This is a genomic window from Paenibacillus sp. Dod16, assembly GCF_049893405.1.
Classification (GTDB): domain Bacteria; phylum Bacillota; class Bacilli; order Paenibacillales; family Paenibacillaceae; genus Paenibacillus_AQ.
In genome coordinates, this window is sequence record NZ_JBNDYG010000015.1 from 53,534 (window position 1) to 79,562 (window position 26,029).

Consider the following 26,029-nt stretch of genomic DNA (forward strand, 5'->3'; position numbering starts at 1 on the left):
TCTCTATCTTTGTTTATATCATATTAAGCACTGGGATTAAAACACTCCGGGGCTTTTTTGGAGAATGTTCCAAAAACGAGAGGCTGCCGTTCCCATGGTTCATGTGATTGTTACCAATCCATTTCGGGTATTGATTGTACATAAGGAGCTATATTACGTACTTCAACCCAGAGAGGAGCGACTTTTCTATGACAACGATGACAAAACAACAATACAACGAACTTAAACAGCGGTTGCTCAGTGATAAAGAACGATTGGAAGAGCAGCTGGAGTCCCGCGATGAAACCAACAGGGATTACTCTCTCCGGGAGTCTACAGGTGAGCTGAGTGCAGCCGATAACCATCCTGCAGATGTAGGGACTGAGGTATTCGAACGCGAGCGTGATCTGGCCATCCAGGGAACGCTAGAGCATGAATTGGAGCAGATCCATTCTGCCTTGCAGCGAATGGACCAGGGCGAATACGGAACCTGTGCCGTGTGCGGCCTGGAAATTCCGTATGAGCGGCTGGAAGCTTTGCCTTATACGGCCCATTGCCTCGAACATGCGCCGCGGAAAGATATCAACGACAACCGGCCGGTAGAAGAGGATATCATGACACCGCCCCCTTCCGGAGCAGGCGTCAACCGCCAAGCGGCCGACGGTAAATTTGATGATGCAGGCGCGTGGGATGCCGTTGAAGATTACGGAACGTCGACGTCGCCCGGCATGTCCATTAAACCCGGACAAGACGATTATAAGAAGAATGTATGAACCGGTACAGCAAAATAGAAGGGAAAGCTGGTACCTGCACGTTAGGTACCAGCTTGTTTTCCGTGATCAGGATTCTTTACGAGTCCGAACATTGGAAGCAAAAAACTCATATTCGTCGTAACCTTCCCCGCGTTTCTTTTTATAAGGGGTCAGCATTTTATCCAGCTCAACAAAAAACTCGCGCGCTTCATCTTCGCTCATATACAAGGTTGTATTGGTCAACATGGAGGTCGTTTCGCCCTCTTGACTCATATTTTTGAAGAAACGGTCTCTATTCTGGTCAAACAACTCGGATAATAATTTGTTCGTTTCGGATCGAATTAATTCCTTGATGACCGGCTCGTCGGAATCTGCCCCTCGTTTGATCTTTACCGTACCGACAAAAGGTTCATAATATTTAGCGATGATACCGTTGATCTCTTTCGTGGATACGATCTTGACCAGTCCGATTCGCTCCAGCTTCTTCATATGATAATGAACTTTAGCCGGCACATCCCCGATCTTGTCCGCGACTTCCTTTACCGTTGCCGGACGGTCCATCTTATTCAATACATTCAAAATCTGGAGCCGATATGGATCTGAATATATTTTGATCTCTTCCAGTGTAGTCAGTTCCTTCGTTTCCACACCGTACACCTCAGCTTCATGTTATTTTTCACTTCTTTTCATTATAGGCCGAGAATGTCGAAATTACAAAACGCTGAGGATTTAAATGGCACGGAAACTCTTCTTCCGAATGAGGAATATCACGGGCAGCATCATGATGAATCCCATGATCGAAAACAGAATGGGAGGGGAGTACTGCTCCGCTACAAATCCAGTAATCAAGCTCCCCACAGGAATGGCAGCTGTGCAAGCTACCGTCATAAGGGCACCTATTCTGCCGAGCATATGCCTTGGCGTTACTTCCATCAGATACGTCGAGATAGGGGCGGTAAGCATAGAGACGGCAAAACCGGTAATGAACATGCAGAACGCTGCAGACTCCACCCGCCATGCCGGCAGATGTCCTGGAATCCCTAACGCAAAATAACCGATTCCGAGCAGGATAGATCCTGACATGATCAAGGTGCTCTTTTTGAAGCTCTTCCCGTAACGTCCAATCCATAGCCCGCTGCAAATCATGCCGATCAGGAGGGCCGTTCCCAGTACTCTCAGACCTCCGGCTCCGGCACCCAAGGTCTCTTTAACGTAGACCGGCTGCAGTACATTCAGCGGTGCCAAACAAAAATTATTGATCATGGCGAGCACCGTTGTTATGAGGAGCAGCGTATGCTGCTTCACAAAAAGAAGAGCCTCTTTAATATCGCCGAACACCGTTTTCGTCATCTCTGTCGTAGGCCGTGCGGAGGCTTCCTTGGCTTCAGCCTGTTCGGCTGCCTCCGGATTCGGCATAAAAGCGATAATGGTGGCGGCAATGAGAAACGTTACGGCATCGATCAGGATAGTCCCCGAAATTCCGACCAAAGCGATGAGAGCACCAGCGATAGATAAACCGATTAATTCAGCGCTCCGACTTACGGAAGTTGAGAAGGAATTGCCTGCAAGCAGTTTATCCTTGGGAAGCAACCGGGGGACGATGGAAGTCTCGGCGGGTCTGGAGAAGCATTCCAGGGTGGAATTTAGAAACGTGAACAGGAACAAATGCCAGACTTCAAGAGACCCCACAGCATACAGAAAGGCCGTTAGCGAAACCACAATGCCGCGGCTGAGATAGGTTAAGGCAAGCACCAATTTCTTCGGCCAGCGATCTACATAGGTCCCGGTAAACAAACTGAAAAGCAATCCGGGCAGAAAGTTAAAGGCGAACAATGTACCCATTAATAGTTCAGAACCTGTGAGCATATAGACCATCCAGCTGTAAGCGATGGAGTCCAGGGAATCCCCGAATCGGGTAATGACCTGGGCAGATAAATAAATCAGATAGGGGCGGATTTTCAAGAGCTGACCAAAGCCTTGCTTTTCCAAAACAGCGGCATTTTGCATGGTTTCCTTCTCCTCTTCGTTAAATGGATAACAACATTAAACTTTTTCAGATCGTTAAAATAATAATTACGTTAAAATTATTTTATCGTTAAGTTTATTTTAATGATTTCGAAGAGGAATGCAATAGGCAAAAAAAATAAATCGCCAACATGGCGATTTATTCGATCTCACGGATGACAACGATTCTTCTTTATTTAATGATCACTCGCGATGAGGATCTGGCTGCTTGAAGACATGCTTCAATGGCCCTGATGTTGCTGATGGCATCTTCCGGACCATAGGGCAGCGGCGTGCCGTCCATTACGGCCGCTGCCATAGCATCCGCTTGCAGTGCAAAGTGGTTGTAAATCCCTACCTTCTCCTCGCGGGAGCCCTTGGCCGTATGAACGCAGATCTGGGCCATGTCCTCCATCCTCTCCCATCCAAAAGCTGAAGGAAGCTCAATCCTGCCATCGGTACCTGCAATCTCTAAAGAGCATTTGGAATAGGTCCACATCCCGCACTCAAACGTAAGCCCCAATCCATCTTCAAATTCCACCATCCCGTGGACCATCATGTCCACTCCGTCATGCTCCTCAGAGAAAAAAGCATGGGCCGTTACTGCCTTGGGCTCCTGCCCATAAATCATTCGCGCTGCCGAGATGGGATAGCATCCCACGTCATAGATTGAGCCTCCGCCCATGTCCTTGCTGTAACGGACATTGCTTTTATCCTCCGCATTGTTGAAGGTGAACGATCCGTGAATTCCGCGAAGCTGCCCGATTTCGCCGCTTTCGATGATTTCGCGTACACGCGCGTGTTTCGGATGATATCGGTACATAAAGGCTTCCGCAAAAAGCACGTTGTGTGCTTTAGCAGCCTCAGCCATTTCACGGACATCCGCTTCGGTCAGGGCTGCCGGTTTCTCGCATAAGATATGCTTGCCGGCCTGTGCGGCTTTGATGGTCCAAGGTTTATGAAGGTGATTCGGCAAAGGAATATATACCGCATCAATGTCGGGATCCTCCAGAAGCTCGTCATAAGAACCATAGTATTTCCCGATATGATATCGCTCGGCGAGCTCACTTGCTTTTTCTGCGTTGCGGCTAGCAACCGCCCCGACCTCACAGCGTTCCGATTTCAATATGCCTGGTATCATTGAATTTCTTGCAATCCGAGCAGTACTCATAATTCCAAAGCGCAGTTTCTTGCTCACGAGGTCATTCCTCCTTTGGCTGCATTCCATTCAGATTATTTTTTAAAAATTATCGTTTACCGCTTTATGAAGGATCCCTAAACACCGATCCAAATCTGTTTTAACCTGTTTTTTGTAGAGTTTGGCTTTCTCCGCACCGTCATCGGTAAAATGGTAAAGAACGATTTCTTGAAAATCGACCCGCGGATCATTCCCTTTCAGCTGCTTGGTACGATATAACACACCCTCCTGCACCAACTCATGCAGAGCCCGGTAAATTTCGCTTTGCGGCGGTGAGTACCCATGGCTCTTGAATTCTTGCCGCAGTTCTTCAAGCATCTGATATCCATATCCTCGCTGCTGCTCCACCATGGTAATGAGATATACTTTGATAAAAGCACGCTGGGCGATCATAAATGCCATCTGGACGCCTCCTCCTTCACGAGCTACTTGTCCCATAATATACCTAATTATAACCCACAGTTTCCCAGTTTGCACAATAGGAAGCATCCCCCTCTTTTTAAACCAAGAAGGTGTAGATTGAAACGTGGTTGGGTGTTAGTTGAATAAACGTGATGCAATAACGCAAGCTTTTATTCTATTATGAATTTTTCATATATTGAAATTATATAGTGTATTATTTTTCACCTGTTGTTTTATGGGTTGTTGGCGTGGCTCGTTCGATTGGTTTCAAACAAAAAAACCACCCTGAAGGGTGGGTTTAATTTCTTCACATTCCGGCGGATGTGCCTGTGCTTGGTCGCGATTTGCCGTATGGGCGAACCCCGCGGCTTTTTCTTGCTCCCGCGATTCCGACAAGCCACTTCCCGAACGGCAGCTTGGCTAGCATGCGAGTGGCACCATAAGCCACGCCCACGCTGATAATCCATGAAGAGAGGATCCGGACCAGAGGGTGCATGCTGATCAGCAAAGATTCATCGACTGCATAGCTTATACGCAGTGTCAATAGATGCATCAGGTAAGCACCATACGAATAGAGCCCAATGGAGGTCAGAAGCGCATTCGCACCCGTTCCGGCATGACGACATATCCAGCCGGCCACATCGTACATGACCAATATAGAGCTAATGAGGAAAAGTACCATCATCGGGCGAAGCAGCGACAAGGAATAGAACGTAATCGCGCCATTCGCAGCAGAACGGATTTCATGGACGGCTTGCATGAGCATCCATCCGAACAAAAAAGCGAAGATCAGCCATATGACCGGCCGTGCCTTATGAATCCATTTTTTCCAAGAGTCATGGTATAAACCGGCTGCCGCCCCCAGCGCAAAATAGAAGAAATAATAAAGTGCGTTCCGATCTGCGTAGGTTGTGAACAGCTCACTCCATACCGGGACATTTAGGCTCCCCATCCATTGGCCAATATCGTTAATCATTCCTGTCAAACCCACGTACAATAGTCCGGATAAAATCAATATCGTAAGCTGCGTCTGCCAGCCCCATCTTTCTTTGATTCCTAGTATAGCGGAGCGGAACAGCGGGTACAGCAGATAGAATTGAAACAGCATAATGATGTACCAAAAATGCGAGCTCGATTTCCCGGTTAGCCATACTTCTCCAAGATATTTCCAATCCTCAATGACAGCAGGATTAAACCTATGATTGATTAATAAAGTAATCAAGGTCCATACAGCAAACGGAACGTAGATGTCGCCAAAACGCCTCTTGATGAACCTTCCGTAAAACAGCTGACCTTTATCGTTATAAAACAGCACCATGCCTGTAATAAAAATAAAGACGGGTACAGCAAATTTCGTCGCCATCAGAAGAACTGCCATCATTAAACCATCACCTGTCGTCATTCCCGGCGCGACCGAATAATGTGCGATGGAGTGCTGTAAGACCACAGCTAGAAAAGCAATTCCCCGTAAGCGCTCGATTTCCGGTATTCTTTCTTTGGGCATACTGCTCCCCCCTTCGTCTGACTTCGTGTGCACACCTCATTGTAAGGGACACTGCCCCTGATCGGGTAATCCAATTATTTACTGATTCTGATGTTATCAGCACTATTAAGTACGTTCTATTGGGCTATGTATCAAGAAAAACTTCTATCGATCGTACCTTTACAGAAGACAGAATGCGGTTGATCTCTATAACAAAAACCCGGTTCCCATCGGAACCGGGTTTTGTTTTCCTTACAGCAGCGTAGTGCCACGCGGCGGAAGCGCGTCGTCCCGTTCCAGATCAACCGCTCCCGCACGGCCCTCGTTTCTGTAATCATAATCGCGGAATATATCGTAGATGCCTGTATTTTCTTGATCGGCGTCCACCAGCACCAGAATCCGTCCTTGCTCTATATAGGATTCGTATTCTTTTGCCTCATCTTCCGGGATCCCAAGGCCGATAAAACCGCCGACCAGCCCCCCGGCTCCCGCACCGACTGCTGCGCCGGCGAGCGTCGCCGCTATAGGTCCTGCAGCAAGTATCGGGCCGATGCCGGGAATAGCCAAAGCCCCGAGTCCTGCCAGCAAACCTGCCGTACCTCCAAGAATGCCGCCTGTTGCCGCGCCTGCAGCTACCCCTTCAGGCGCCATCGTCCCCGTCTGCTCGGCTATCATGTCTGCTTCGCGTTGATCCTTCGCTATAATGGAAATGGCCTCGTTCGGAATCCCATGCCGCTGAAGCTGCTCGATTGCTTGGGCTGCTTCCTGTTCCGAACGGAATACTCCAACAATTTTCTTCTCCATGATAAACCCTCCTCATCGGTGGTCGTTCATAATTAACATTACCCGACGGAGGGGGAAATTAAACGTGACGCTGCCGTGTTAAGCCTTGGGCCGAGTCCGATGGGTTGCAGTCGCCTCCATGGGATCATCAGGCCAATAATGTTTAGGATATCTTCCCTTTAAGTCTTTTTTCACCTCGTAATAGCCGCTGCGCCAGAAACTGGACAGATCCGAGGTAACCTGAACGGGCCTTTGAGCCGGCGACAGCAAATGCAGGGTCAACGCAACCCGTCCGCCAGCAATTCGCGGCGTATCCTGAAGTCCGAACATCTCCTGCAGTCGAACGGCCAGGAACGGTTGTTCAGGGTCATTGTAATTAACTGGGATCAAGGACCCGCTTGGGACCCTAATATGAGTCGGCGCTTCCTTCTGAAGCTGCTGCTTTTGCTCCCAGCTCAGCATATGCTCCAAGAGCGTTCCCGGAGCGAGACGTCTCATATCATTGCGATTCCGCAGCCCTTCCAAGTATGGGAGCAGCCACTCCTCCGCCTGATTCAGCAAGCCTTCGTCCGAAACATCAGGCCATTTCCCCTTGGGATCATGCCTGAACATGAAGGCCAGCCGTTCTCTCAGCTGCAATGCCGCCTTGCTCCACTGCAACAAACCAAGGCCCTCCTGCCTGATCCCTTGCAGCATGGCTTCCGCTATTTCCTCTCCTGTCGGATTCGAATAGGCTTGTTCCTTGATAACGAGGGCTCCAAGCATCAGCTTCTGTCTCGCCCTAATGCTGCCGGAAGCTGAATCCCATACAACCTCTTTATGCTGTTCCATCTCGTCATGGTAATACTTTTCGAGCCATAATTCATCTATTTCAGAAGCAAGCTGAATATTCCCGTCCGGGCCTTGATCATCAACGGCAGCGACCACAATATACGGTGCGCGGCTCATAGGCTGAACCGACACCAATTTCACGCCTCTGCCGCTGCGCATCAAAAAACCGGTTCCTCCCCTGTTCTTCGCGATCCGATCCGGATAGGCGAACGACAGCAAAAGGCCGCAGAAATTCAAGTCCCCGCTAGTCGTATATGCAATATTCAGCTGTGTATGCAGTTTTCTGATCTCTTGTTTCATCCGCTGCAGCACGGCTTCATTAGTCACGTCTTGTTCAGCCGATCGCTGACCTTGTCGTTCAAACAAGAGAAGCCGCTCCACACGTGAGCGCAAATCCTGATCCCTGATGGCTTCACCTCTGCTCAACATGTCACGCTCTTGAAGCAGTACAGCAATTCGGATAGCCAGCGATGTTTCTCCTATTTCTTGTGCTTTCAGCAGCATGTGAGCGAGCCTCGGATGAAGCCCAAGAAGCGCCATCGCTCGGCCATGCTGTGTGATACTGCCTGAATCGTCCAGAGCCGACAGCTGCTTCAATAACGCTTGTCCTTGTGCAAGAGCTAGTCGGGGCGGCGTATCAAGCCAAGCAAGCTCCTCCGGGTCACGCGTTCCCCATACCGCCAATTCCAAGGCCAGCGGCGTCAAATCGGATTCACGGATCGCCGGAATGGTGCTTTCCGACAGATGACGATGCTCTTCCTCGCTCCATAAGCGATAACATACACCAGCCGATACGCGCCCAGCCCTTCCCCTTCTCTGATCCGCGGATGCCCTGGATAACCGTCTCGTAATCAATTGCGGCAGTCCCGTTCTGGGCGAGAACACCTCCGTGCGCATATAACCGCTGTCAACAACCGTCTTGATCCCCTCAATGGTAATACTGCTCTCGGCAATGCTTGTGGAGAGTACAATTTTACGCCTGCCGTTCGAATCGCGTCTGATCGCTTCGTCCTGCTTGTCTGCCGGAAGCGCGCTGTACAATTCCCGAATGACGACATTTTGGCTTAAACCTATTCTTAATAATTCATTAGCGGTTCTCCTGATTTCGCGGGCACCCGGCAAGAATACAAGGATATCGCCTTCCTGTTCGGAGAGCGCTCGCATGATGGCATTCGCCGCACCTTTATGCAACTCGTCGAGAGAGAATGAGCGCAAATAGTGAGTAGACACTGGAAAAGCACGACCTTCGCTAACGATGACCGGTGCGTCGCCAAGAAGCTTCGCGACTGGCTCAGCCTCTAGGGTAGCAGACATGACGAGCAGCCTTAAATCTTCCCGCAGCACCGACTGGGATTCCATCGCAAAAGCCAGGCCGGTATCAGCCTGCAAATTTCGTTCATGAAATTCGTCGAATATAATCATACCGATGCCGGATAATTCCGGATCATCCTGCAGCATACGCGTCATGATGCCTTCCGTCACAACTTCGATCCGAGTGTTCTGACCGATCTTGCTGTCCATTCGGACGCGATATCCGATCGTCTCACCAACTGCCTCTCCCAAAGAGGACGCCATATAACTCGCAGCCGAGCGAGCTGCAATTCTTCTAGGTTCCAGCATGATGATCCGCTTGTCTTCCAGCCACGGTTCATTCAGAAATGCCAAGGGCACCTGGGTCGTCTTGCCCGCACCCGGTTCAGCGATCAAAACCGCATGGGTTCCAGCAGATAAAGCCATTTTCAATTGTGGAAGTATTCGGTGAATCGGTAATTCAGTCATGGATACATCTCCGTTATCCTATCAAATATCAATATAATCCCTTAATTATATAAAACAGCCGATGTACGTCAAGGGGAGCTGCTTGTCGCCAAGGCTGGAAAGTATCGATATAATTGCGATACAATATGAATATCATTCCCATGTCAACATCAAGATTCATGTAGTCGGAAGGTGAAATGTATGGAGCAGCATGCCACATTTCGCGGCCGCTTTGCCCCTACGCCATCAGGAAAGATGCACATCGGCAATGCGTTGACCGCTTTACTTGGATAGCTGCAAATGAGGAGTATGAACGGACTATATATACTCCGTATAGAAGATATCGATGTCCAGCGTTCCCGCCAGGAGCTTGCCGTCGAGATGATGAGAGATCTGGAATGGCTCGGCTTGGATTGGGATGAAGGTCCCGGTGTTGCCGGAGACTACGGACCCTATCATCAGGCGGCGCGCCAAGCGCTATATGAGCGGGAAATCACCAAGCTGCAGGAAACCAATAACCTGTACCCCTGCTATTGCAGTCGGGCCGATATTACGGCCGCAGCCAGCGCACCGCACGGCATTGCATCGGAAGGCCTCCGTTATCCGGGAACTTGTAGAGACTTGACTCGAGAGGAAGCGGCGCTTCGAGAGCTTCATAAGAAGCCTTCGCTGCGGATGAAGGTACCGGAAGACATCGTTTCCTTCGTCGACGGCATCGCCGGGGAGCAGTCCCATCGACTATCTGACGGAGGAGACTTTGTGGTTCGCAGAGCGGACGATATCATCTCATATCAACTCGCGGTGGTTGTGGATGATGCTTTAATGGGCATAACCCACGTACTCCGAGGAGCCGACCTACTGGACTCCACGCCACGTCAGCTGCTCTTATACCATGCGTTAGGCTATCAGCCGCCACAGTTTGCACATACCCCGCTAATGGTCGATGCGGAAGGCAGAAGGCTCGCCAAGAGGACCCGCGGGCTTAGCCTCTCATTTCTTCGCGGCCAGGGCATCATGCCCGAGCGCATCATCGGCTGGCTGTCTTGGACCGCCGGTCTCCTGGACTATCCGGAACCCGTTCGACCTGTTGATCTAATTCCTGTGTTTGACTTATCGAAAGTATCTTCTGCCCCGATCAAAATAACGGATCATGTCAAAAATCAGCTGTTGAATCCTAGATGCAACTTATCGAAATAAGGGATTCGTAAGCGTTATTAAATTACATTCCTTCGTACCCTGATAAACAAGCAGCGCCAGCACGTTCATCCTCGCAAAGAGAAGAAAGGCTGGCGCTGTTCTGTTATTCCTCATGAGTTAATCGTTCCCTAACTTTGGACTCATACTGCGTAAACGCGCTATTGCCGCTAAGCCCGCGCTGTTCCATCAGCAATTGCAGTCTTAGACGCTTTTCATTGAGCTTGCGTTGAAGCTGCTCCTGCTCACCGTCGCTGCAGGCAGCACCGAGCAAGTCATACAGCTGAACGCATTCTTTGCGAAGCGTAACCTCTTCAGGGACATAACCCGCATTTTTCATGATGCGATAAGACATTCTCAGATCCTCCGGAATGTGCGAAAGATCGTCGATCGGAAGTTTCTTTCCGGCAAATGGCAAATGATCAAGCTCCCCGTTGCGGATCGCTTCTTCGATCTTCTGCTCAGCCAATCTGGAAAAGATGCTCATGATTACACAGCCTCCTCCTTTTTTCCTTTGTCCTCTTCATCATATAGCAGCGCAGTTTATATTCCAAGTTCTGAATGCAGGGAACCCTCGAGATTTCTCCTGAGCTCATTTACAACAGGGATTCGGCTCCATCTATGAAGATTTGTGCCCCTGTAATATGTCTTGATTGGTCGGAAGCGAGAAACGCCACCAAATCCGCGACCTCTTCAGGCGTACCCGGTCCATCAGACAACGGCTGGCTCCCTTCCGGATATTCAACCGGAATCACGATCTCTTCCAGATCACCCTGCTTCTTCGTGCTTTGATCAATGTTGGTGGATATCGCGCCGGGACAGATTACATTAACCCTAATCTTGAATTTCGCCAGCTCCAGCGCAGCCATCTTCGCAAAAGCCACCTGTCCCGCTTTGGTTGTGCTGTATGCGCTCATCCCAAAGTTAGAGAAGGTTCGGGTACCATTGACGGAGCTGGTAATGATAATGCTGCCCTGCCCCCTTTTCTTGAGGTGCGGAATCGCATATTTGACCGTCAGAAACGTCCCGTTCAAATTTACGTTCAGCGTCTTGGTCCATTCCTCCAGCTTCATTTCATCAATTGGCGTCATCACGCCGTTAATCCCTGCATTGGCGAATACGATATCAACACCGCCAAAAATCTCCACCGTTTCGAGAACCGCCTTCTCCACCCGGTCAGGATCTGTAGTATCTACGTCAAACGCTCTGGCGGAACCCTCGCGAATAGAGTTGATCTCCGATTCCGCTTTATTCGTTCGGTCATCCAACAGATCGAATAAAGCAACATTTGCGCCTTCCTTCGCCAGCTGAATGGCGGCTGCCTTCCCTATGCCTGATCCGGCTCCGGTAATGATCGCTGTTCTCCCATGAAAACGTCCGTATCCTTCATTCATCATCAACACGCTCCTTATTATCGTAATCCGTTATGCATTCATCTGTCAAAGATTACCCAAAAGGAGTTGTTTTATAATCATGATTTCTAATTTTTTGCATAAAAAAGCCGGACCCCTTGGGTCCGACCATTGTTTATCATCATCTGACATTCTTAGAAACCTACCATACAATCTCCAAAAACGAAGCGTCATCTTCCAGACCGTCTGTATGGCGAGCATTCATTAATACTTGCACTTGCTCATCAGGAATCGGCTCCTTCAGCGGATCCAGATCGTTGAGCCCATCGCTGTATAACTGAAGCCGATATTCGGTCTCCGGGTCTAATTTGCACGAAAACACGTGAGGACTGCCTCCGATCGGACCACTACGGGAAGACCATCGTTCCGAGGTCCGGAAACGATCTCCGAAAACCGAGGTGATCTCGTCTTCCTTGCGCCACAAGCGTACCCTGGAGTCACCCTGCCATGCGAGCCACAACCTTCCTTTGCGACGAAAACCCGAGGAGAGCTCTATGCGACCGCAAATATACATAGCTTCGCTTCCCTTGCGCTGCTTCTCTTCCAGCACTTCGCGAAGCAGCTTGGGCGTTTCGGAACTCAGGGAATGAGTCCGCATTTCCCGATCAGCTTCCTGCGTAATCTCCTTCAGTCTGCGTTCAAGCGATGCGGTCGTGAGTTCCTCAACCGTCTCCAGCCAATTCATTAACCCCTGGCCTAGCAGACGCGAGGCCACATCGCCCCGATAACTCAATCCGACGCCATCGCACAATACAAAATGGCACACATCTTCATTCATCTTCAAAGCAATGAAATCCTGACCCATCTCGGAGAGCATGACAGACTCTGCCGCTCTGCCATACGCATAACGACATGTGAACAAATCTTTAATCTTCGTAATCGGTTCTTCCACGGTCTGCTTGCTCTCGTAATAAAACGATGCTGCTTGAGCCTTCCGTTTACGAATTCCCAACGATTCCATGCTTCTTGCGTATGATCGCTTCATCTTTGTGACCCTCTTACCTTACCGGCGTGGCAGCTGACATCTGAAACCCGATGGACACCAGCTCAGAGCAAGTGCCTGGAAGCATCATCAAAGCTCCCGGGCTCAGTTGATAATCCGCCTCAACCAGCATTTCTCGATAACTTTCGGGAAGAACGGAAGACATCAATTTAAGTTTGCGCGCGTGTTCATCCTCAAGCGAAGTATCGGCCAAAATCCCTTTCCAGCGGCGCGGTTCGGATATCGGCTGGTTCATCAGATGATCGGATATGAATATATTCTCCACAAGCACGTTGCCGTCCGGAACACTCATGTTCATGATGCGGCGGGCAATCGGTTCCGGATCCTCTCCCGTAGCCACGCCATCCGTCATATGGCACACAAGCGGGGCGGGGCAATCCTGCATGTTCGGAATCTCCGACTGCAGGATTTTCTCGGCCTGCAGGAACGCTTTCGCCGAATCGGAGAAACGCTTCGGCGTTAAATCCGGAAGCGATCCGATCGCCGCAATTTCGTCAATGCCCTTAATCCCGTTTAACAAATCATAGACATCATCGCTGTATGCAAGGATGGCAATCCGGTATCTAGGCGTCAGCCGATTGCCCTTCGTGGACCGAAATACCATTTGCCGAATGGCCAGGGACAAGGCCTCGTATACGACATCAATCCGCCTCCGGTCCTCCATCAGCATGTTCATGGACGCGCTGATATCAATCAGATATATAATGAGCGCTGGCGTGCGCTGTGATGCTTGAATGGTATAGTTCATCGTGAATAACATTCACCCCTGCATTTTCGTCATGTTTACTTCCTTACAGTTTTGGTATCCAGTGGCTGTCGTCACCTATGAATTGCTGCAGATTGCTAAGGCGGCTGCTCATTTTACCAACGGTTTTATAATAGGCCTTATCCTTGTTATATAACTGTATGAATTCACGTGCGGCATTCTTAGCACGGTCTTTGTTCCCGGCCACCTGCGCATTATACGCTTTATTATATAAAGCAACCAGTTCTACAACGTTTTGGGAACGTTGTTTCTGAAGCGCTGCGGCTTGGGCTTGTTGGGCAGCCCTGGCTCGCGCCTGGCGCTCCGCTTCCGCCTTGGCAGCTTCCTTAGCTGCCGCCTCTTCCTGTGCCTGTCTTTTCTTCTTCTCTTCGAGCTGAGCTAAGTACGCCTCATACTTGGCCTGATTATCATATTTCTCTTGCAATGCCTGCTTCTTTTTCTTCTCTTCAAGTGATGCCAGATAAGCTTCATACTTCGCCTGCTTCTCATACTTGGCCTGAAGCTCAGTTTTCTCCTGTTCCTTCAGTGCCTGCTCAGCTTCTTGAGCCTTCTTGGCCTCCTCAGCCTTCTTACGCTCCTCTTCCGCTTTCTTAGCCTCTGCCTCTTTCTGGGCAGCCTCTTCCTGCTGCCTCCGTGCTTCTTCCTCTTGCTTACGCGCTGCTTCTTCCTTCTCCTGCGCTTGCTGCTCGGCTAATTTCTGAGCATCCAACTGACGGCTCTCTGCCTTCTCCGCCAGAATCTGATTCACCGTAATCGCAGAACCTGCCAATATGACGATGGCCGCAGCGGTTGAGAGCATGAATTTACGGGATAACAACAGTGCTTTAATGCCTTTGTTGGATGATTCTTCAGCTGGACGCAGCTGCTCTTCGAGCCCCTGTATAGCGGCCGCAAGCTCCACTTCAAGCGGACTGTCCTTCTTTACAAAATGATACGCGGAGCGGAATATTTCCAACGCGCCGGAAAGATTACCCGCATCCTCCAGATCACGGGCTTGATGAAACAAGCGTCCAACCACATTGTCGTTGACCTCTCGGGTGCCTGGCTCAATGCCAAGCGATGCCATAATTTCAGCCGGCACCTCTTGGACGGTTTCAGAACGGGCTTCATCCGCTTTGTCGTCATGGGCAGCAGCAGCGGCTACAGGAGCTTGGGCTTCCTCGACTACTTCTTCTTCACTCAAGGATGATAAAGCAATCAGCCACTCACCAAAGGTAGGGCAGCTGCTCAAATCCTGACTGTCCCAGGTTCTGCCGAACAGATCCGCAATCCGTGTACCCCAACGCTGACCCAGCGATTTTTTCAGTAAAAAATAACGCTCGCACGGGGTCTGCATTTCATGCTGATCAAAATAGCTTTCGCCCCATGCCCGATTCACGATAGCCGGATCGCTCCATCCCAGCATTTCCGCAATGATAACAGCACCTGCGAAACGATCGGCATATGAACTCCATAACCCGCTATGGACCGTACGGTGAGCCGCATATCCAGGAGAGCCAGCAAGCAAAACATCAGGTCGATCCATTTTGGGGCTGTACATCTGCTCCACATCGACAAGCTCAACGGCGGCAGCGCCTTCCGGCAGCTTCACTTCCGAAAAAAACGGAAGCATGACATTAGGCGCAGACAGGTCACAGTGGGCTAAACCGCGCTGCTCCATGCTTGAGCCGATGGCTGCCAATGCTTTGGCAAGCATCAGGCTATCAGAACGTCCCAGATTACGCTGATCGCTTATAACGTCAAACCAAGTACATCCATGAATCCATGGCATGATGACCGCGTAGAGCAAATCCGGATATTCCGCTATCAAATCTCCGTTTCTTTCGGGAGTGAGCACCTCTCGACTGCTTACCTGCAAACCCGGTATCTCGCGATAATTCCCCATATGTTCGGATTGATACACCATAGCCGGAATTCTGAACTTAGGAAAAAATACCTTTAGTGCTTTGGCTTCATGCAGTTCCCCATCCACAGGAATCAACTGGTAGACGATTCCCTGACGCCCAGCTTGGGCATAGGCTACGCCTGGCGCTGCGGGATGCTGCCCTACTGTATAAGCCGTTCCATTTACAACAATCCCATCGCCCGGGTTTGGCTGAAATGTCATGAACGTCATCCTCTCTTAACTCCGTTACCTAACTATATAACTCTATTAACCACATTGTTATATTCTAAACATCCAAAATTGCAAGAAAACCGGGTTGTCTACCACCCGGTTTATTCTGCCTATTAAACTATTATAAAGCAAAAGTCTCCGAATGGATATTAACGGGATTCGTCAGCCATACGGAATTTCTGAGCGATCGCTTTCAGCTCATTGCTGATGCTGTCAAGCGTTTGAACGAAGGAGTTCATCAAGCGGCTTGCTTCCTGGAATTCCTGGAAAAAGCGCTGCTTCGTCATACCATCCCATTGACCTTCCATGCCGTTGATCGATTGAGTCAGGCTGTTAACGATTTGCTGACTTTGATCACCGCTCTGTTTAAATTGGTTTGCTACTTGTTCAACTTGTTCTGGCGTAATTAAAATACGTCCTGCCATTTATGTAACCTCCTAGAAATTCGTTTTCTGGTGACACTTGACATCTTAGCCCATGAGCCTCAGTTTATCAAAGCGTCCTCAGACCTAATTTCCAGTTACCCTATACGTCCCAATTTGAAACATTTACCATCCCGATTTTCCCGAAAGGAATAGGAATTTAGTTGGCAATGCCAAACGAAGACGGATCGGTAAAGGTCCAGCTTTGCCCGGCTAACGCGGCTTGTTTAGCCGAATCTCCGTTGTCTCCACTGGTCATGCCCACGGCAGCGGCTACCGAACTCGGGTTCGATATAACCGTCGAGGAATTGCCATATTCCGGTAATATGGATGAGCGCCCCTCCATGCCGGAAGCGGCAAACAGAGCCGTCGGTGATACTGTACTTACGATGGCATGCTCCAAAATCGTATGGTACTGATGATCCGTTTCTTGAAATTGATCGGCTTTGCTTTGAAGATGCTTGCCCAGCTGAGCAAGAAGAGCTCCCAGATGCTCTCCAAGACTCCGGGCAGACTGCCACTCATCAATAACCGCCGCTTTGAGAGACGTCTCCCAAACGAGTGATTCCATAGCTTGGTTGAGCGTTCTCGTAATCGCTAAATATTCATCGCCACTATGCTGCAGCTGACGGCTTAACGTCCGGAGAGACTCCGGCTCGACAGAAATACGCATTGGTCCTCACCTTTCATACAGGCTCTGTTACTGTTTCAGCCACATGAGTAGCATATGACGAAACTGCTCTTTGGTCGCTGGCGCTGCGGTTAACCAGTCCTGGTCTCCCTCCAGGCTCATACGCAGCAGCCAATTCATGGACTCGTTCACTATAAATGCTGCATTTTGACTTTCCCAGCTGTTTCCGTTCCAAATCGACAGCTGGAGTTCCCCCGAAGACACCTTGTTTTTCATACATTTCGCTAAAGCGATGGAACCTTCCGCATCATCGGTCAACCTGGCCAAGCGATCGCCGATATCATCGCTGTTCTGTTCGGAAACGGAGGTGTAAATATCTCCGAATTCTTTCCGGCTAAGGAGCAGTGCCGGAATATCCCCCCAGTTTTGGTCGCTTAGGGCCAGATCCTGCACCAGTTGATCGCAGGTTTGTTCGATCGTGCCAAGTTCGCTTAGCAGGTAACATCGATTGTCTTCGCCGCTTCTGCATACTTGTATTACCCGTTCGTCCGTAACATGCAGATATCCTTCAAACGCCGAATCCTGATTTTCATATTTCAACCAGCACGCACGTTCCGCAAGTCCAGCAATAGCCACTCTTGAGAAGACCTCGGGTGGAATCGACAATTCCCCGCCTTCCTCTTGAATCAAATATTGCTTGCTTAGGAGTGATTGTTTGGTTTTCTCCCACTCAACCGCGATTTCTTCCGTTAAGTATCCTACAAAAGGATCTTCAACACCAAGTAATCGGTCCGATCCGATAATTCCAGCCAAGAAGAAAAATTCCTTGTCATTCAGCGTGATCGTTTCTTGTTTGGAAGCATGAATTGTCAACATTATGAGCCACCTCCCCTCAAACTACAACATGCCATCGGTCGCGAATTTCTGTGACCCATCTTTGGGCGTTCCATTCGTCATCAAACGGAACTGCGCCTTTTATTCTGGAAAATTTGCGTTTTACGTAGTACCCCTGTCCTGGCGGGAGTATTTTTAGTCCTCCAGGACTATTAGCAGATTCGGAAAAAGGAATTCTGAAGAACGATAAATCGTTGGAATCCAATGTTCCGAATAAAAATCCGTTTTGTGCAGCCTTGATATCAGTAAACCAATCGACGCCATACGTCGGGAAATCGGCCGGCACACCGGCAACGATAACATGTACCCGGCGGTCCCTCCCCTGTCTGACGATGGCTGACAGCTGGTCTTTCAAAGTAAAATCGGAAAGCTGCTTGCTGAGCACGTCAGCGTCATCAATCATAAGCAGGATCGTTGGGTCTTCACTGTCTTTCGACCGGGTTTGAACCCGTTCATAAAGACCTGAAATGAGCGGAGCCAGGTCTTCCTCATTCTCCGCATGTCCACGGACATGCGGAAGATGATTCATCCGACTCAGACCGCTGCTACCATAGCGCGTATCTACCGTATAGATTTCCAGCTCATCCGGCGATGTATGATATGCAAGTGATAACATCCAGCTAACAAGGAATGACGTTTTACCGCCTTCCATCGGACTCGCCACAATAAAATGCGGTCCATCCTCCAGATTGATAGCAAAAGGAGTCAAATCATCCGTAGTCACCCCGACAGGAACCCGGTACTTCGCCATACCTGCTGATTCGTAAGGCTTTTGTACCTTCAGCAGTTGATGAAGCGGAATCTTGTCCGGCAGTGACTCAATCCGCGGCGCTTCCTCCCCGTGCCACGCTGCCCGGTGAGTGCGAATCATATCGCGGAGCGCTGCGGAGCGGTCCCCCTCTTCCTGACCTGAAGCCGGCAAGGCCGTCTGAAATTCAAGCGGCGGCACCTGCCCCTTGACCAGACCTCTTCCCGGAGGAAGCTGGCTGGGAGCTCTTGTTGGACGCCCCACCGCATAATAGTAATCAGCAGGATCGGCCAGTTCGTACGACACTGCTTGCGAGATGTTGCTTCGGACCTTCTCGAACATATCCGAAATCCGGTTCGCCGTAATGACAAACGTTATTCCCAGACTGCCGCCCTCTCGCAGCAGGTATTCAAGCATATCATTCTCATCCGGATAGGAGTTCCGGAAATTCAGATAACCGTCAATAACCACCACCAGCTGCGGAACGGGTCCTGTGTTGCCCCGGCGATAGGATGGATGCAACAGTCTTCACACCCGCTTCGGCAATCATGTCCTTGCGAATCGCCGCCGTTTTCGTTAGAAAACGGAACAGGCGCTTGATGCGATCCTCTTCCTCCGCCGTCATGACTCCTCCGATATGAGGAAGCCCTGTAAAGTCCCGCATCATTCGGCCCATATCCACGATATACCCATGCCAAAAGTCCGGGGTGTACCGACTGGCTAACGACATCAGCATCGATTGAATAAAGGTGGTCTTTCCAAGTCCGGGCATGCCGTACACGGCCCAGTGGCCTTGCTCGAGATTGAGCATCAACGGCTTCTGGCATTGGTTTGGCAGATCATCAACCATCCCGACATAGGACACAAGTGCCGAATCACCAAAGAGCTCCTGCTTCTGCAGCTCGGTCCCAGACTGAATGCTCTCCAGATCCAGACTCTCCGGAAGCGGTGGAAGCCAAGGCCCCTGGAGCCGTTCGATTCCTTGCTCTTCGGCAACTTCCGCTACATGGTCGATAAACACCTGGAGCTGTTTGGGCACCTCCAGGTGCGCTCCCAGGGAAGGATTAGATGCAAGCAGAGGCTCCGTCTTCCCGTTGATTCGCACCTCGCGAATTACCACTGCGCCAGGCGTATCCTTCTCTTCAATGTAAGGAGCGCCGCTCCAGGCAAACTGCATTTCTTCAAACACTTCGTCACTGCCCACCTGAAAATAGCCTCGTCCGGGCTTGTTAATCCAGGCTGCATTCGGAATCTTCAGCATATCACGGCTATCGCCCTCGCTTTGTACCCGAAGGCAGATCCGAAAGCGCGAATTACTCCAAATTTTATCGTCCACGACGCCTGCCGGCTTCTGAGTCGCAAGAATCAGATGGACTCCGAGTGTTCGTCCAATAGCGGCAATGCTGATCAATTCATCCATGAATTCCGGTTGGTCTTTCTTCAGCTGTGCAAATTCATCAATGATAATAACGAGATGCGGAAGCGGTTCGCCATGCCGATTGCGCAGCAGCTTGTAGTACTCGTCGATATGCTGCAGATTTCCCGCATCGTTCAATATTTTCTGGCGGCGGACCAGCTCGGCTTTCAGCGACACCTTCGCCCGCTCGATCAGATTGTTATCCAGGTTCGTTATGGTTCCTACAACATGCGGCAAGTTGACAAACGTGTTGGACATGCCGCCGCCCTTGTAATCAATAAGCATAAATGCCAGGTCATGAGGGTGGAATTCGGATGCCAGGGAGGCAACAATGGACTGTATAACCTCACTTTTCCCGGAACCGGTCGTTCCCGCAATCAGACCGTGCGGTCCATGACCTTGACGCTCTATTTTATCATGAAGATTCAAATTAATCTTCTTTCCGCCCGCCCGGACCCCCATCGGAACGGGTAATGAATCCGGATATCGGTTCTGCTGCCAGCGTCTGTGTACATCCAAATCGTTGATTTTTTGAATATCCATCATCTCGAAGAGTGCCAAAACGCTTGGAATATCCGACGCAGAGGATCGTTTCAGCCGGATCGGCGCCATGTATCGGGTCAAGGCTTCAATTTGCTCCCTGCTAATATGATGGGATTGGAAAGTTTGCTTGGAGACCGTGCCATCTGCTTTCTTAATCGTATACGCCGCCTGCTCCCGGTCAACCTCAACAATAAGCTGGCAGTGCATCGGCAAGCTTTCCTTGCGGTCGGACAAGACGATGGTAACCGCATCGGTCGCTTCGGCATCTTCCATCAACAGAGGCAGCAGCGGTTCTTCCTCGATTAATTGGGTAGCGGATAAAATCACCACGTATGCCGGCGTCTCAATCGATTTCTTCCCATGCTCGGCACGATTATTTTTACGCCGGTATAAGTGAGTAAATATTTCATCCGCAAGCTGATGGGCATTGCTCCGTCGATCCGCAAGATAGCGGCTGGATCGATCATCATCCCATGTATGTGGGAGCCAGCGCAGCCATTGCCACTCGCTCGCTTCTTTCTCTTCGTAGAACGCGGCGATCTTCACTTCATCGGGTGAGTGCCGCACAGCCGTTTGGGCCATCATCACGCGCAGCATATTTAATACGCGCTCTCTTCCGCCTACGATCCCTATGACCTTGGATTCGAATAACGGCAGCGCAATCGATGCATCGTCGACGGACTGAAATTCGGAAGACAGCAATTCAGCTGCTTCGATCAAAGGGTCCTTGTCATACCCATCCGCGCGGGGAGGCTTTACGTTAATGTAAAACGGAACCTCTCCCTTGCCCACGCAAATCTCCAGAAAGTCTTTATCTTCCGGGGAGCGTTCCCATAAGCTGCTGCTCCGGTTCTTCACGACGTTGTAACACACGTCTGGATCGCCATGGATATCAAACAGAATGTGTACCTGATCCTCCTGCCGCTCCTTGAGCTCTTCGCGGTGCAGATCAAGCTGTGCCCGGTACTTCTGATTACGCTCGGCCAGCTTCTTCTGATAGGTCTTCTTGTTGCTTATATACATGAAGAACGGCAGCGTGTAGGATGTCAGCATCATAAAGATGGAGAGCATCTGGAACATCATGTAGTTGGTATTTCCCATTTTGCCGCTCATGTTCATATAAACATAGAAACCAACCGTCGCAGCCGTCATAATAATCGGGATAATGATGGCAATCATCGAAAACGACGGTTTGCTCGGCTCGGACGGCGGTCTCAGAATCTCCATGTCTTCATTCGGTAAAGCCGGTCTAATACGCGGCGAACGTTGGTACAACACGTTCATAAGTCACTTCCTCCTAATCCAGAGCATCTGAAATGTACAATTATGTATTTGGCTGTTTCATTCAAAACCAATGGGTTACTTACCCAATCTCAGCTTTCTTGAAACAACGATCTTCTGCCATAGACAGGAGCTTCCTCGGTGGTTGTTGAGAATGCCCGTTGCAAACGAATATATGAGCCTTCCCTAAGTCCCGCTTCAACGAGGTTAGAATGGCCGCCTACCGTAAACCACAAGCCTTCCGGGAACTTTGCTTCTAATATATATTGAATCCCTTCACCCGAGGGTTCACGAAAAAGACGTAGCCCCAGCAGCTCATTCAACCGTTCAATGGAGCACTCATCGGGTACGTCGATATCAAACCAATCATCTTCATTTCGACCGCTGATCACGGTGAGTATCATCTAGTCAACCTGCCTTCCCAAACATGGTAATCCTTATGTTTATTCCATATGCAAAGTCCAATCACCTATTTCAATAGTTACAAAAAATAGTTACATTATTGTAATAATATCATCCCAGGGTCAGTTCTGTCAATTTGTGTCATATTTCCTATTTCCTATTTTTCATGCGGGTTTGTTAGTACTGAGGGACTATTTATATATTGATTATAGGGTAAATCCGGGTTTTTCGTCGGTAAAACAGCGTCGTTCACAAAAATGTCACGCTCTGAAAAATGATGCTGATTAATTCTATGAATTTAAGGTTATTTTAAGATTGGCAATTTATAATGCAAATATCATGAAAAATCTTTCGTGAGGTGATTGATATGAAAACACTTATCATGTTCCAAAATAAGCCGGTTCCCGTATACTTTACAACGGATAGCAAGCAGCCGGTACAGAAAGTATTAAAACTGCTAACCAGCGCGCTTGACCATAAAATTCAAACCGGCAAAAAGGCGCTGCAAAAATGCCTCAACTCCCTGATCAGCATTGAAATCGAGGGTTCCGAGGCAATTCTTCACAGCAAAAGCGAAAACGACTCTCTTGCGCTATCTCTCTTTTAAAAAGAGGGATAGCCCTTTTTTTGTTTAACTCCATTATAACCCGTAATGACGATCCTCGGCTATCTGCGCTCTCTGAATTCGGATTTGAAACAATTTCACGAGATTTCTCCGCGTTGTGATCTCCTGGCAACTGTCCAATTTTTTTAGTATAAACCGATCGATGGACATACTGTTCATCCCTCCATTCTTATCTTGGAAAAACGACCCTATGTTCTGATAACTTCTATTAACCGTGCCTTTTCAAGATTAAACGAGACTTTCTTACGTTCAACAAAGCTTCTTATGATTCGACGATGTTCTGGAAATAACCCATTTTATAATCAGTACCTTGCATTAATCAGTACTTAGTGATATCTTATTGTAGACCACTACTGAATATTAATCACTACCTCATGTTTACAGCATGAACATGGACTTATGAAAGGAGGTATTTGCCGTATGAATGTCAGTATTCAATTCAAAAAAGGCGTTCTTGAACTCTGCGTGCTTGTGTTAATCCATCGCAAGGACCAGTATGGCTACGAGTTGGCTCAAGCGGTTTCGAGGCATATTGAGGTAGCCGAAGGGGCGTTATACCCTCTCCTTCGCCGACTTGTTAATGAAGGCTATTGTACGACGTACCTCCAGGAATCGACCGAGGGTCCGCCTCGTAAATATTATAAGCTGACGCACAGCGGAGTGATTTATATGAGAGCCTTGGTAAAGGAATGGCAAGCTTTTGTGGGCAATGTGACCAATCTGATAGAGGAAGGGAATTTGTATGACTAAAAAACAGTTTATTGCAATTTTGGAATCGCGTCTTGCCGCGCTTCCTCCCGACGAACGGCGGGAATTCATTCATGATGTGGCGTCCCATTTTGTCATTGGCATGCAGAATGGACGAACTGAAGAGGAAATCGCCCGTGAACTGGGAGATCCTTTTGAGATGGCTAAGGAAGCGTTAGGCGACCGGTATGTGGATATGGATATGCCTGCTCCGGCAGCGATCCGAAGACCGTCTTCTTTTGGAAAATATGCAGTAGGAGTCGGTTTGTTCTTCTGTGCATTGGTGGCAGTCCCCTTCCTTGCGGCATTATGGTCCGGAGGCGTCGCTATTGCTCTGGGAGCCCTGGCAACCTTGCTGAGCCCGGTGCTCGTTCTGCTTGACTATATCGTAAACGGTACGTTCTATTCGGCCAAATTATTCTTATCTATCTCTTTGATCGGAATCGGCATCTTCCTCGGATATGCCACACGCTCAGCCATGGTTGGGTTGTTATCGTTAACCTTGAGGTACTCCAGATGGAATACGCGTTTATTGAAGGGACGTGACGCACAGTGAACAGAAAATGGTTGTTCAGTTTAGCAATCGCACTTATATTGGTAGGAATCGTCGGCATGGCTGCGAACAAGTTTAAATTCGGAGAAGATCTTGTCAGCTATCAGAATCGCTGGGATCTGCAGGATGCCGAAAATTTGAAGAAATTAACGATTGCCAGCAATATTAATATCAGCTTCGCATTTGAGGACAGCGGCGATTCGAACGGATATATCGCGTTTGACGGCAAATTAAAACCGGAGCATATCGATATTCTTAAAAACTTTAATCCATCAGGCCCTGAGGTGAAATTGGATCTGACTACACCTTCCACTTTTCAGTTGATGAGTGTGGACTTTCGTTCACCGAAAGGAACACTGACCATCGTGCTTCCATCAACCACGCAACTGGACGAACTCGATTTGTCGACCATCTCCGATAACATCCAGGTAAGCGGAGCTTCCTCCAAGGTGGTTGACATCTCCGTGAAGTCAGGCAGCATTAACATGAGCGGAATACAAGCCGAGCAGTTAAGCGTTGAGAACATTTCGGGAAGCATTCGCGGTTCTGACATTCGGGCATCCACCCGGCTCGTCAATCATTCGGGAAATGTCGTGCTGAAAAATATGGAAGGTCCCTTGGACATCGAGGTCACCTCCGGAAACGTAAACGCAGGATTGCTTGGCGTTTCATCGGTAAATATCCTGTGCAGATCCGGCAACGTGAAAGTACAGCCTGACCCGTCATTCCGCGGTTTCTATGACCTTAAGACACTGTCAGGATCCGTCTCGGCGCCGGAGTCACTGAAAGAAACAACCGATACGATCCAAGTGGAAACGTACTCCGGTAATATCGATATCGTACATTGAGACGTTGTTGACAAACAATAAAAATGAAATATACTATACTTTATAAAGTAAACCTAACAACAAGGAGAGTTTTCATACATGTCTAATGTACTATTCATCAAAGCAAACAACAGAGCCATCGAACAATCGGTAAGCGTAAAAATGTACCATGCGTTTTTGGAGTCCTTCAAAGCAAGCCATCCGGAAGACCACATCACGGAGCTTGACCTTTTTGCAGAGAATCTTCCTTATTATGATAGCACTGCCATCAACGGTATGTTTAAAGCTGCCCAAGGATTGGAAGCTACACCGGAAGAGCAGGCGGCTGCTTCGAATGTGAGCAAATATCTTGACCAGTTTCTTGCTGCAGACAAAATCGTGCTTGCTTTCCCATTGTGGAACATGACCGTACCTGCCGTTCTTCATACCTATATCGACTACCTGAACCAAGCAGGCAAAACGTTCAAATATACCCCTCAAGGCGTTGTAGGTCTCGTGACTGGCAAAAAAGTCGTCATCCTGAATGCGCGCGGCGGTAACTATTCCGAAGGACCTATGGCTGCGGCTGAGATGGCTGTTAACTTCGTAATGGGCAATCTTCGTCAATGGGGCGTACAGGATATCGAAACCCTGATCATCGAAGGCCACAACCAATTCCCTAATGAAGCAGAAATGATCGTTCAGAACGGTCTTGAGCTCGTTAAAAAGGCTGCTGCCGGTTTCTAATCGAACTTATACGTAATAATAACACGGATCGTTATATACAATAGCCACCTTCAACTGTCTTAGGCAGTGAAAGGTGGCTTTTTGTGATGATCTCATTTAAACCTTTTCCCATTGGGTCCATAACTCGCGCGGGTTACGTATATAGATTTCATGATCACGGCTCATATATTGATGAATGATAAATTCCCGCCGAATGGTCGCATAATCGGCATGATAACGCTTGATAAACGCATTGATATCCTTTTCCGGATATTCCTTCCCTGCTTCAAGCTGCTCTACCAGGTATTCCAATATGACGAGTTTCTTCTTGTACTGGGCCGGAATGGAACGCAGCGTTCCGTCTTTCGCTATAAAATTCCGGAGAACGGTTGTTTTATAGGCTTCGATAGCAGTCGTTTCCATCTTTTTTCTTCCTCCCTCCTAACCACAAATTTTTTACAACCTACTAATTTAATATTTATCTAATTAGATGTTAATCAAATTAGTGATATTTGTCAAATCCTTTATGCTTGAAGTCAATTCAGCCGGACTC

General features: G+C 49.0%; 24 protein-coding genes and 1 pseudogene. 7 read left to right on the forward strand and 18 right to left on the reverse strand.

Annotated elements, in window-relative coordinates:
• Positions 1-188: 188 nt before the first annotated feature.
• Entirely contained in the window at positions 189-752 is a 564-nt protein-coding gene (locus tag ACPV3A_RS13130) for a TraR/DksA C4-type zinc finger protein (protein WP_426199908.1), read from the forward strand.
• A gap of 66 nt (positions 753-818) precedes the next feature.
• Here the strand turns inward: ACPV3A_RS13130 and ACPV3A_RS13135 are convergent, their stop codons facing one another.
• From ACPV3A_RS13135 to hrpB, 7 genes are all read right to left on the reverse strand, one after another.
• Entirely contained in the window at positions 819-1,379 is a 561-nt protein-coding gene (locus tag ACPV3A_RS13135; RefSeq protein WP_071220217.1) for a winged helix-turn-helix domain-containing protein, read from the reverse strand.
• An 81-nt stretch (positions 1,380-1,460) separates the two neighbouring features.
• Entirely contained in the window at positions 1,461-2,738 is a 1,278-nt protein-coding gene (locus ACPV3A_RS13140) for an MFS transporter (protein WP_426199909.1), read from the reverse strand.
• A 190-nt stretch (positions 2,739-2,928) separates the two neighbouring features.
• The gene (locus ACPV3A_RS13145) at positions 2,929-3,933 is read right to left on the reverse strand and encodes a Gfo/Idh/MocA family protein (RefSeq protein ID WP_216531941.1); all 1,005 of its coding nucleotides are present in this window, start codon (positions 3,931-3,933) and stop codon (positions 2,929-2,931) included.
• Positions 3,934-3,975: 42 nt separating this feature from the next.
• On the reverse strand, positions 3,976-4,335 hold the full coding sequence (locus ACPV3A_RS13150) for a helix-turn-helix transcriptional regulator (protein WP_071220214.1): 360 nt from the start codon (positions 4,333-4,335) through the stop codon (positions 3,976-3,978).
• Between the two features lie 307 nt (positions 4,336-4,642).
• Positions 4,643-5,839: an acyltransferase gene (locus ACPV3A_RS13155; RefSeq protein ID WP_426199910.1), complete on the reverse strand. Its 1,197-nt coding sequence runs from the start codon at positions 5,837-5,839 to the stop codon at positions 4,643-4,645.
• A 231-nt stretch (positions 5,840-6,070) separates the two neighbouring features.
• A complete protein-coding gene (locus ACPV3A_RS13160; protein WP_194543492.1) occupies positions 6,071-6,622 on the reverse strand; it encodes a general stress protein in 552 nt (183 codons plus the stop codon).
• A 78-nt stretch (positions 6,623-6,700) separates the two neighbouring features.
• Positions 6,701-9,211 carry an ATP-dependent helicase HrpB gene (gene hrpB, locus ACPV3A_RS13165; protein WP_426199911.1) on the reverse strand — a complete coding sequence of 837 codons (2,511 nt, stop codon included), beginning with the start codon at positions 9,209-9,211 and terminating at the stop codon, positions 6,701-6,703.
• A gap of 279 nt (positions 9,212-9,490) precedes the next feature.
• Between hrpB and ACPV3A_RS13170 the strand changes: the two genes are divergently transcribed.
• On the forward strand, positions 9,491-10,387 hold the full coding sequence (locus ACPV3A_RS13170; protein ID WP_426199912.1) for a glutamate--tRNA ligase family protein: 897 nt from the start codon (positions 9,491-9,493) through the stop codon (positions 10,385-10,387).
• A 103-nt stretch (positions 10,388-10,490) separates the two neighbouring features.
• Here the strand turns inward: ACPV3A_RS13170 and ACPV3A_RS13175 are convergent, their stop codons facing one another.
• The 10 genes and pseudogenes from ACPV3A_RS13175 to ACPV3A_RS13220 all read right to left on the reverse strand — a co-directional run bounded on the left by ACPV3A_RS13175 (position 10,491) and on the right by ACPV3A_RS13220 (position 22,021).
• Positions 10,491-10,871: a DnaJ family domain-containing protein gene (locus ACPV3A_RS13175; protein ID WP_220684643.1), complete on the reverse strand. Its 381-nt coding sequence runs from the start codon at positions 10,869-10,871 to the stop codon at positions 10,491-10,493.
• A gap of 109 nt (positions 10,872-10,980) precedes the next feature.
• A complete protein-coding gene (locus ACPV3A_RS13180) occupies positions 10,981-11,778 on the reverse strand; it encodes an SDR family oxidoreductase (RefSeq protein ID WP_426200007.1) in 798 nt (265 codons plus the stop codon).
• A gap of 160 nt (positions 11,779-11,938) precedes the next feature.
• Positions 11,939-12,781, reverse strand: a complete 843-nt coding sequence (locus tag ACPV3A_RS13185; RefSeq protein ID WP_426199913.1) for a hypothetical protein — start codon at positions 12,779-12,781, stop codon at positions 11,939-11,941.
• A gap of 13 nt (positions 12,782-12,794) precedes the next feature.
• A complete protein-coding gene (locus ACPV3A_RS13190; RefSeq protein WP_426199914.1) occupies positions 12,795-13,547 on the reverse strand; it encodes a vWA domain-containing protein in 753 nt (250 codons plus the stop codon).
• Positions 13,548-13,590: 43 nt separating this feature from the next.
• Positions 13,591-15,672: a hypothetical protein gene (locus tag ACPV3A_RS13195; RefSeq protein ID WP_426199915.1), complete on the reverse strand. Its 2,082-nt coding sequence runs from the start codon at positions 15,670-15,672 to the stop codon at positions 13,591-13,593.
• Between the two features lie 158 nt (positions 15,673-15,830).
• On the reverse strand, positions 15,831-16,106 hold the full coding sequence (locus ACPV3A_RS13200; RefSeq protein WP_006211202.1) for a WXG100 family type VII secretion target: 276 nt from the start codon (positions 16,104-16,106) through the stop codon (positions 15,831-15,833).
• Between the two features lie 157 nt (positions 16,107-16,263).
• Complete coding sequence (locus ACPV3A_RS13205) at positions 16,264-16,776, reverse strand: WXG100 family type VII secretion target (RefSeq protein ID WP_071220206.1); 513 nt, start codon at positions 16,774-16,776, stop codon at positions 16,264-16,266.
• Positions 16,777-16,803: 27 nt separating this feature from the next.
• Positions 16,804-17,610 (reverse strand): hypothetical protein, encoded by an 807-nt coding sequence (locus ACPV3A_RS13210; protein ID WP_071220205.1) that lies wholly within the window; start codon positions 17,608-17,610, stop codon positions 16,804-16,806.
• A gap of 16 nt (positions 17,611-17,626) precedes the next feature.
• Positions 17,627-21,620: pseudogene (gene essC, locus ACPV3A_RS13215) on the reverse strand (type VII secretion protein EssC).
• Positions 21,621-21,709: 89 nt separating this feature from the next.
• Positions 21,710-22,021: a hypothetical protein gene (locus tag ACPV3A_RS13220; protein ID WP_071220203.1), complete on the reverse strand. Its 312-nt coding sequence runs from the start codon at positions 22,019-22,021 to the stop codon at positions 21,710-21,712.
• Between the two features lie 365 nt (positions 22,022-22,386).
• Between ACPV3A_RS13220 and ACPV3A_RS13225 the strand changes: the two genes are divergently transcribed.
• The 5 genes from ACPV3A_RS13225 (at position 22,387) to ACPV3A_RS13245 (ending at position 25,497) form a co-directional block, all read left to right on the forward strand.
• Complete coding sequence (locus tag ACPV3A_RS13225; protein ID WP_006211206.1) at positions 22,387-22,626, forward strand: hypothetical protein; 240 nt, start codon at positions 22,387-22,389, stop codon at positions 22,624-22,626.
• Positions 22,627-23,064: 438 nt separating this feature from the next.
• Entirely contained in the window at positions 23,065-23,394 is a 330-nt protein-coding gene (locus ACPV3A_RS13230) for a PadR family transcriptional regulator (RefSeq protein ID WP_426199916.1), read from the forward strand.
• On the forward strand, positions 23,387-23,947 hold the full coding sequence (locus ACPV3A_RS13235) for a DUF1700 domain-containing protein (protein ID WP_426199917.1): 561 nt from the start codon (positions 23,387-23,389) through the stop codon (positions 23,945-23,947). The genes ACPV3A_RS13230 and ACPV3A_RS13235 overlap by 8 nt, the downstream gene beginning before the upstream one ends.
• Positions 23,944-24,792, forward strand: coding sequence for a DUF4097 family beta strand repeat-containing protein (locus ACPV3A_RS13240; protein ID WP_426199918.1), 849 nt, complete (start codon positions 23,944-23,946; stop codon positions 24,790-24,792). The genes ACPV3A_RS13235 and ACPV3A_RS13240 overlap by 4 nt, the downstream gene beginning before the upstream one ends.
• A 78-nt stretch (positions 24,793-24,870) precedes the next feature.
• A complete protein-coding gene (locus ACPV3A_RS13245; protein WP_194543501.1) occupies positions 24,871-25,497 on the forward strand; it encodes an FMN-dependent NADH-azoreductase in 627 nt (208 codons plus the stop codon).
• A gap of 96 nt (positions 25,498-25,593) precedes the next feature.
• Here the strand turns inward: ACPV3A_RS13245 and ACPV3A_RS13250 are convergent, their stop codons facing one another.
• A complete protein-coding gene (locus ACPV3A_RS13250) occupies positions 25,594-25,899 on the reverse strand; it encodes a DUF2087 domain-containing protein (RefSeq protein ID WP_216531928.1) in 306 nt (101 codons plus the stop codon).
• Between the last annotated feature and the right edge of the window lie 130 nt (positions 25,900-26,029).

Excerpts from the sequence above, each read along its gene's own strand:
- ACPV3A_RS13130 (WP_426199908.1), top strand. The coding sequence starts at position 189 with ATGACAACGATGACAAAACAACAATACAACGAACTTAAACAGCGGTTG.
- ACPV3A_RS13140 (WP_426199909.1), bottom strand. The coding sequence starts at position 2,738 with ATGCAAAATGCCGCTGTTTTGGAAAAGCAAGGCTTTGGTCAGCTCTTG.
- ACPV3A_RS13150 (WP_071220214.1), bottom strand. The coding sequence starts at position 4,335 with ATGGCATTTATGATCGCCCAGCGTGCTTTTATCAAAGTATATCTCATT.
- ACPV3A_RS13155 (WP_426199910.1), bottom strand. The coding sequence starts at position 5,839 with ATGCCCAAAGAAAGAATACCGGAAATCGAGCGCTTACGGGGAATTGCT.
- ACPV3A_RS13160 (WP_194543492.1), bottom strand. The coding sequence starts at position 6,622 with ATGGAGAAGAAAATTGTTGGAGTATTCCGTTCGGAACAGGAAGCAGCC.
- hrpB (WP_426199911.1), bottom strand. The coding sequence starts at position 9,211 with ATGACTGAATTACCGATTCACCGAATACTTCCACAATTGAAAATGGCT.
- ACPV3A_RS13170 (WP_426199912.1), top strand. The coding sequence starts at position 9,491 with ATGAGGAGTATGAACGGACTATATATACTCCGTATAGAAGATATCGAT.
- ACPV3A_RS13175 (WP_220684643.1), bottom strand. The coding sequence starts at position 10,871 with ATGAGCATCTTTTCCAGATTGGCTGAGCAGAAGATCGAAGAAGCGATC.
- ACPV3A_RS13180 (WP_426200007.1), bottom strand. The coding sequence starts at position 11,778 with ATGAATGAAGGATACGGACGTTTTCATGGGAGAACAGCGATCATTACC.
- ACPV3A_RS13185 (WP_426199913.1), bottom strand. The coding sequence starts at position 12,781 with ATGAAGCGATCATACGCAAGAAGCATGGAATCGTTGGGAATTCGTAAA.
- ACPV3A_RS13190 (WP_426199914.1), bottom strand. The coding sequence starts at position 13,547 with ATGAACTATACCATTCAAGCATCACAGCGCACGCCAGCGCTCATTATA.
- ACPV3A_RS13195 (WP_426199915.1), bottom strand. The coding sequence starts at position 15,672 with ATGACATTTCAGCCAAACCCGGGCGATGGGATTGTTGTAAATGGAACG.
- ACPV3A_RS13200 (WP_006211202.1), bottom strand. The coding sequence starts at position 16,106 with ATGGCAGGACGTATTTTAATTACGCCAGAACAAGTTGAACAAGTAGCA.
- ACPV3A_RS13205 (WP_071220206.1), bottom strand. The coding sequence starts at position 16,776 with ATGCGTATTTCTGTCGAGCCGGAGTCTCTCCGGACGTTAAGCCGTCAG.
- ACPV3A_RS13210 (WP_071220205.1), bottom strand. The coding sequence starts at position 17,610 with ATGTTGACAATTCATGCTTCCAAACAAGAAACGATCACGCTGAATGAC.
- ACPV3A_RS13220 (WP_071220203.1), bottom strand. The coding sequence starts at position 22,021 with ATGATACTCACCGTGATCAGCGGTCGAAATGAAGATGATTGGTTTGAT.
- ACPV3A_RS13225 (WP_006211206.1), top strand. The coding sequence starts at position 22,387 with ATGAAAACACTTATCATGTTCCAAAATAAGCCGGTTCCCGTATACTTT.
- ACPV3A_RS13230 (WP_426199916.1), top strand. The coding sequence starts at position 23,065 with ATGAATGTCAGTATTCAATTCAAAAAAGGCGTTCTTGAACTCTGCGTG.
- ACPV3A_RS13235 (WP_426199917.1), top strand. The coding sequence starts at position 23,387 with ATGACTAAAAAACAGTTTATTGCAATTTTGGAATCGCGTCTTGCCGCG.
- ACPV3A_RS13245 (WP_194543501.1), top strand. The coding sequence starts at position 24,871 with ATGTCTAATGTACTATTCATCAAAGCAAACAACAGAGCCATCGAACAA.
- ACPV3A_RS13250 (WP_216531928.1), bottom strand. The coding sequence starts at position 25,899 with ATGGAAACGACTGCTATCGAAGCCTATAAAACAACCGTTCTCCGGAAT.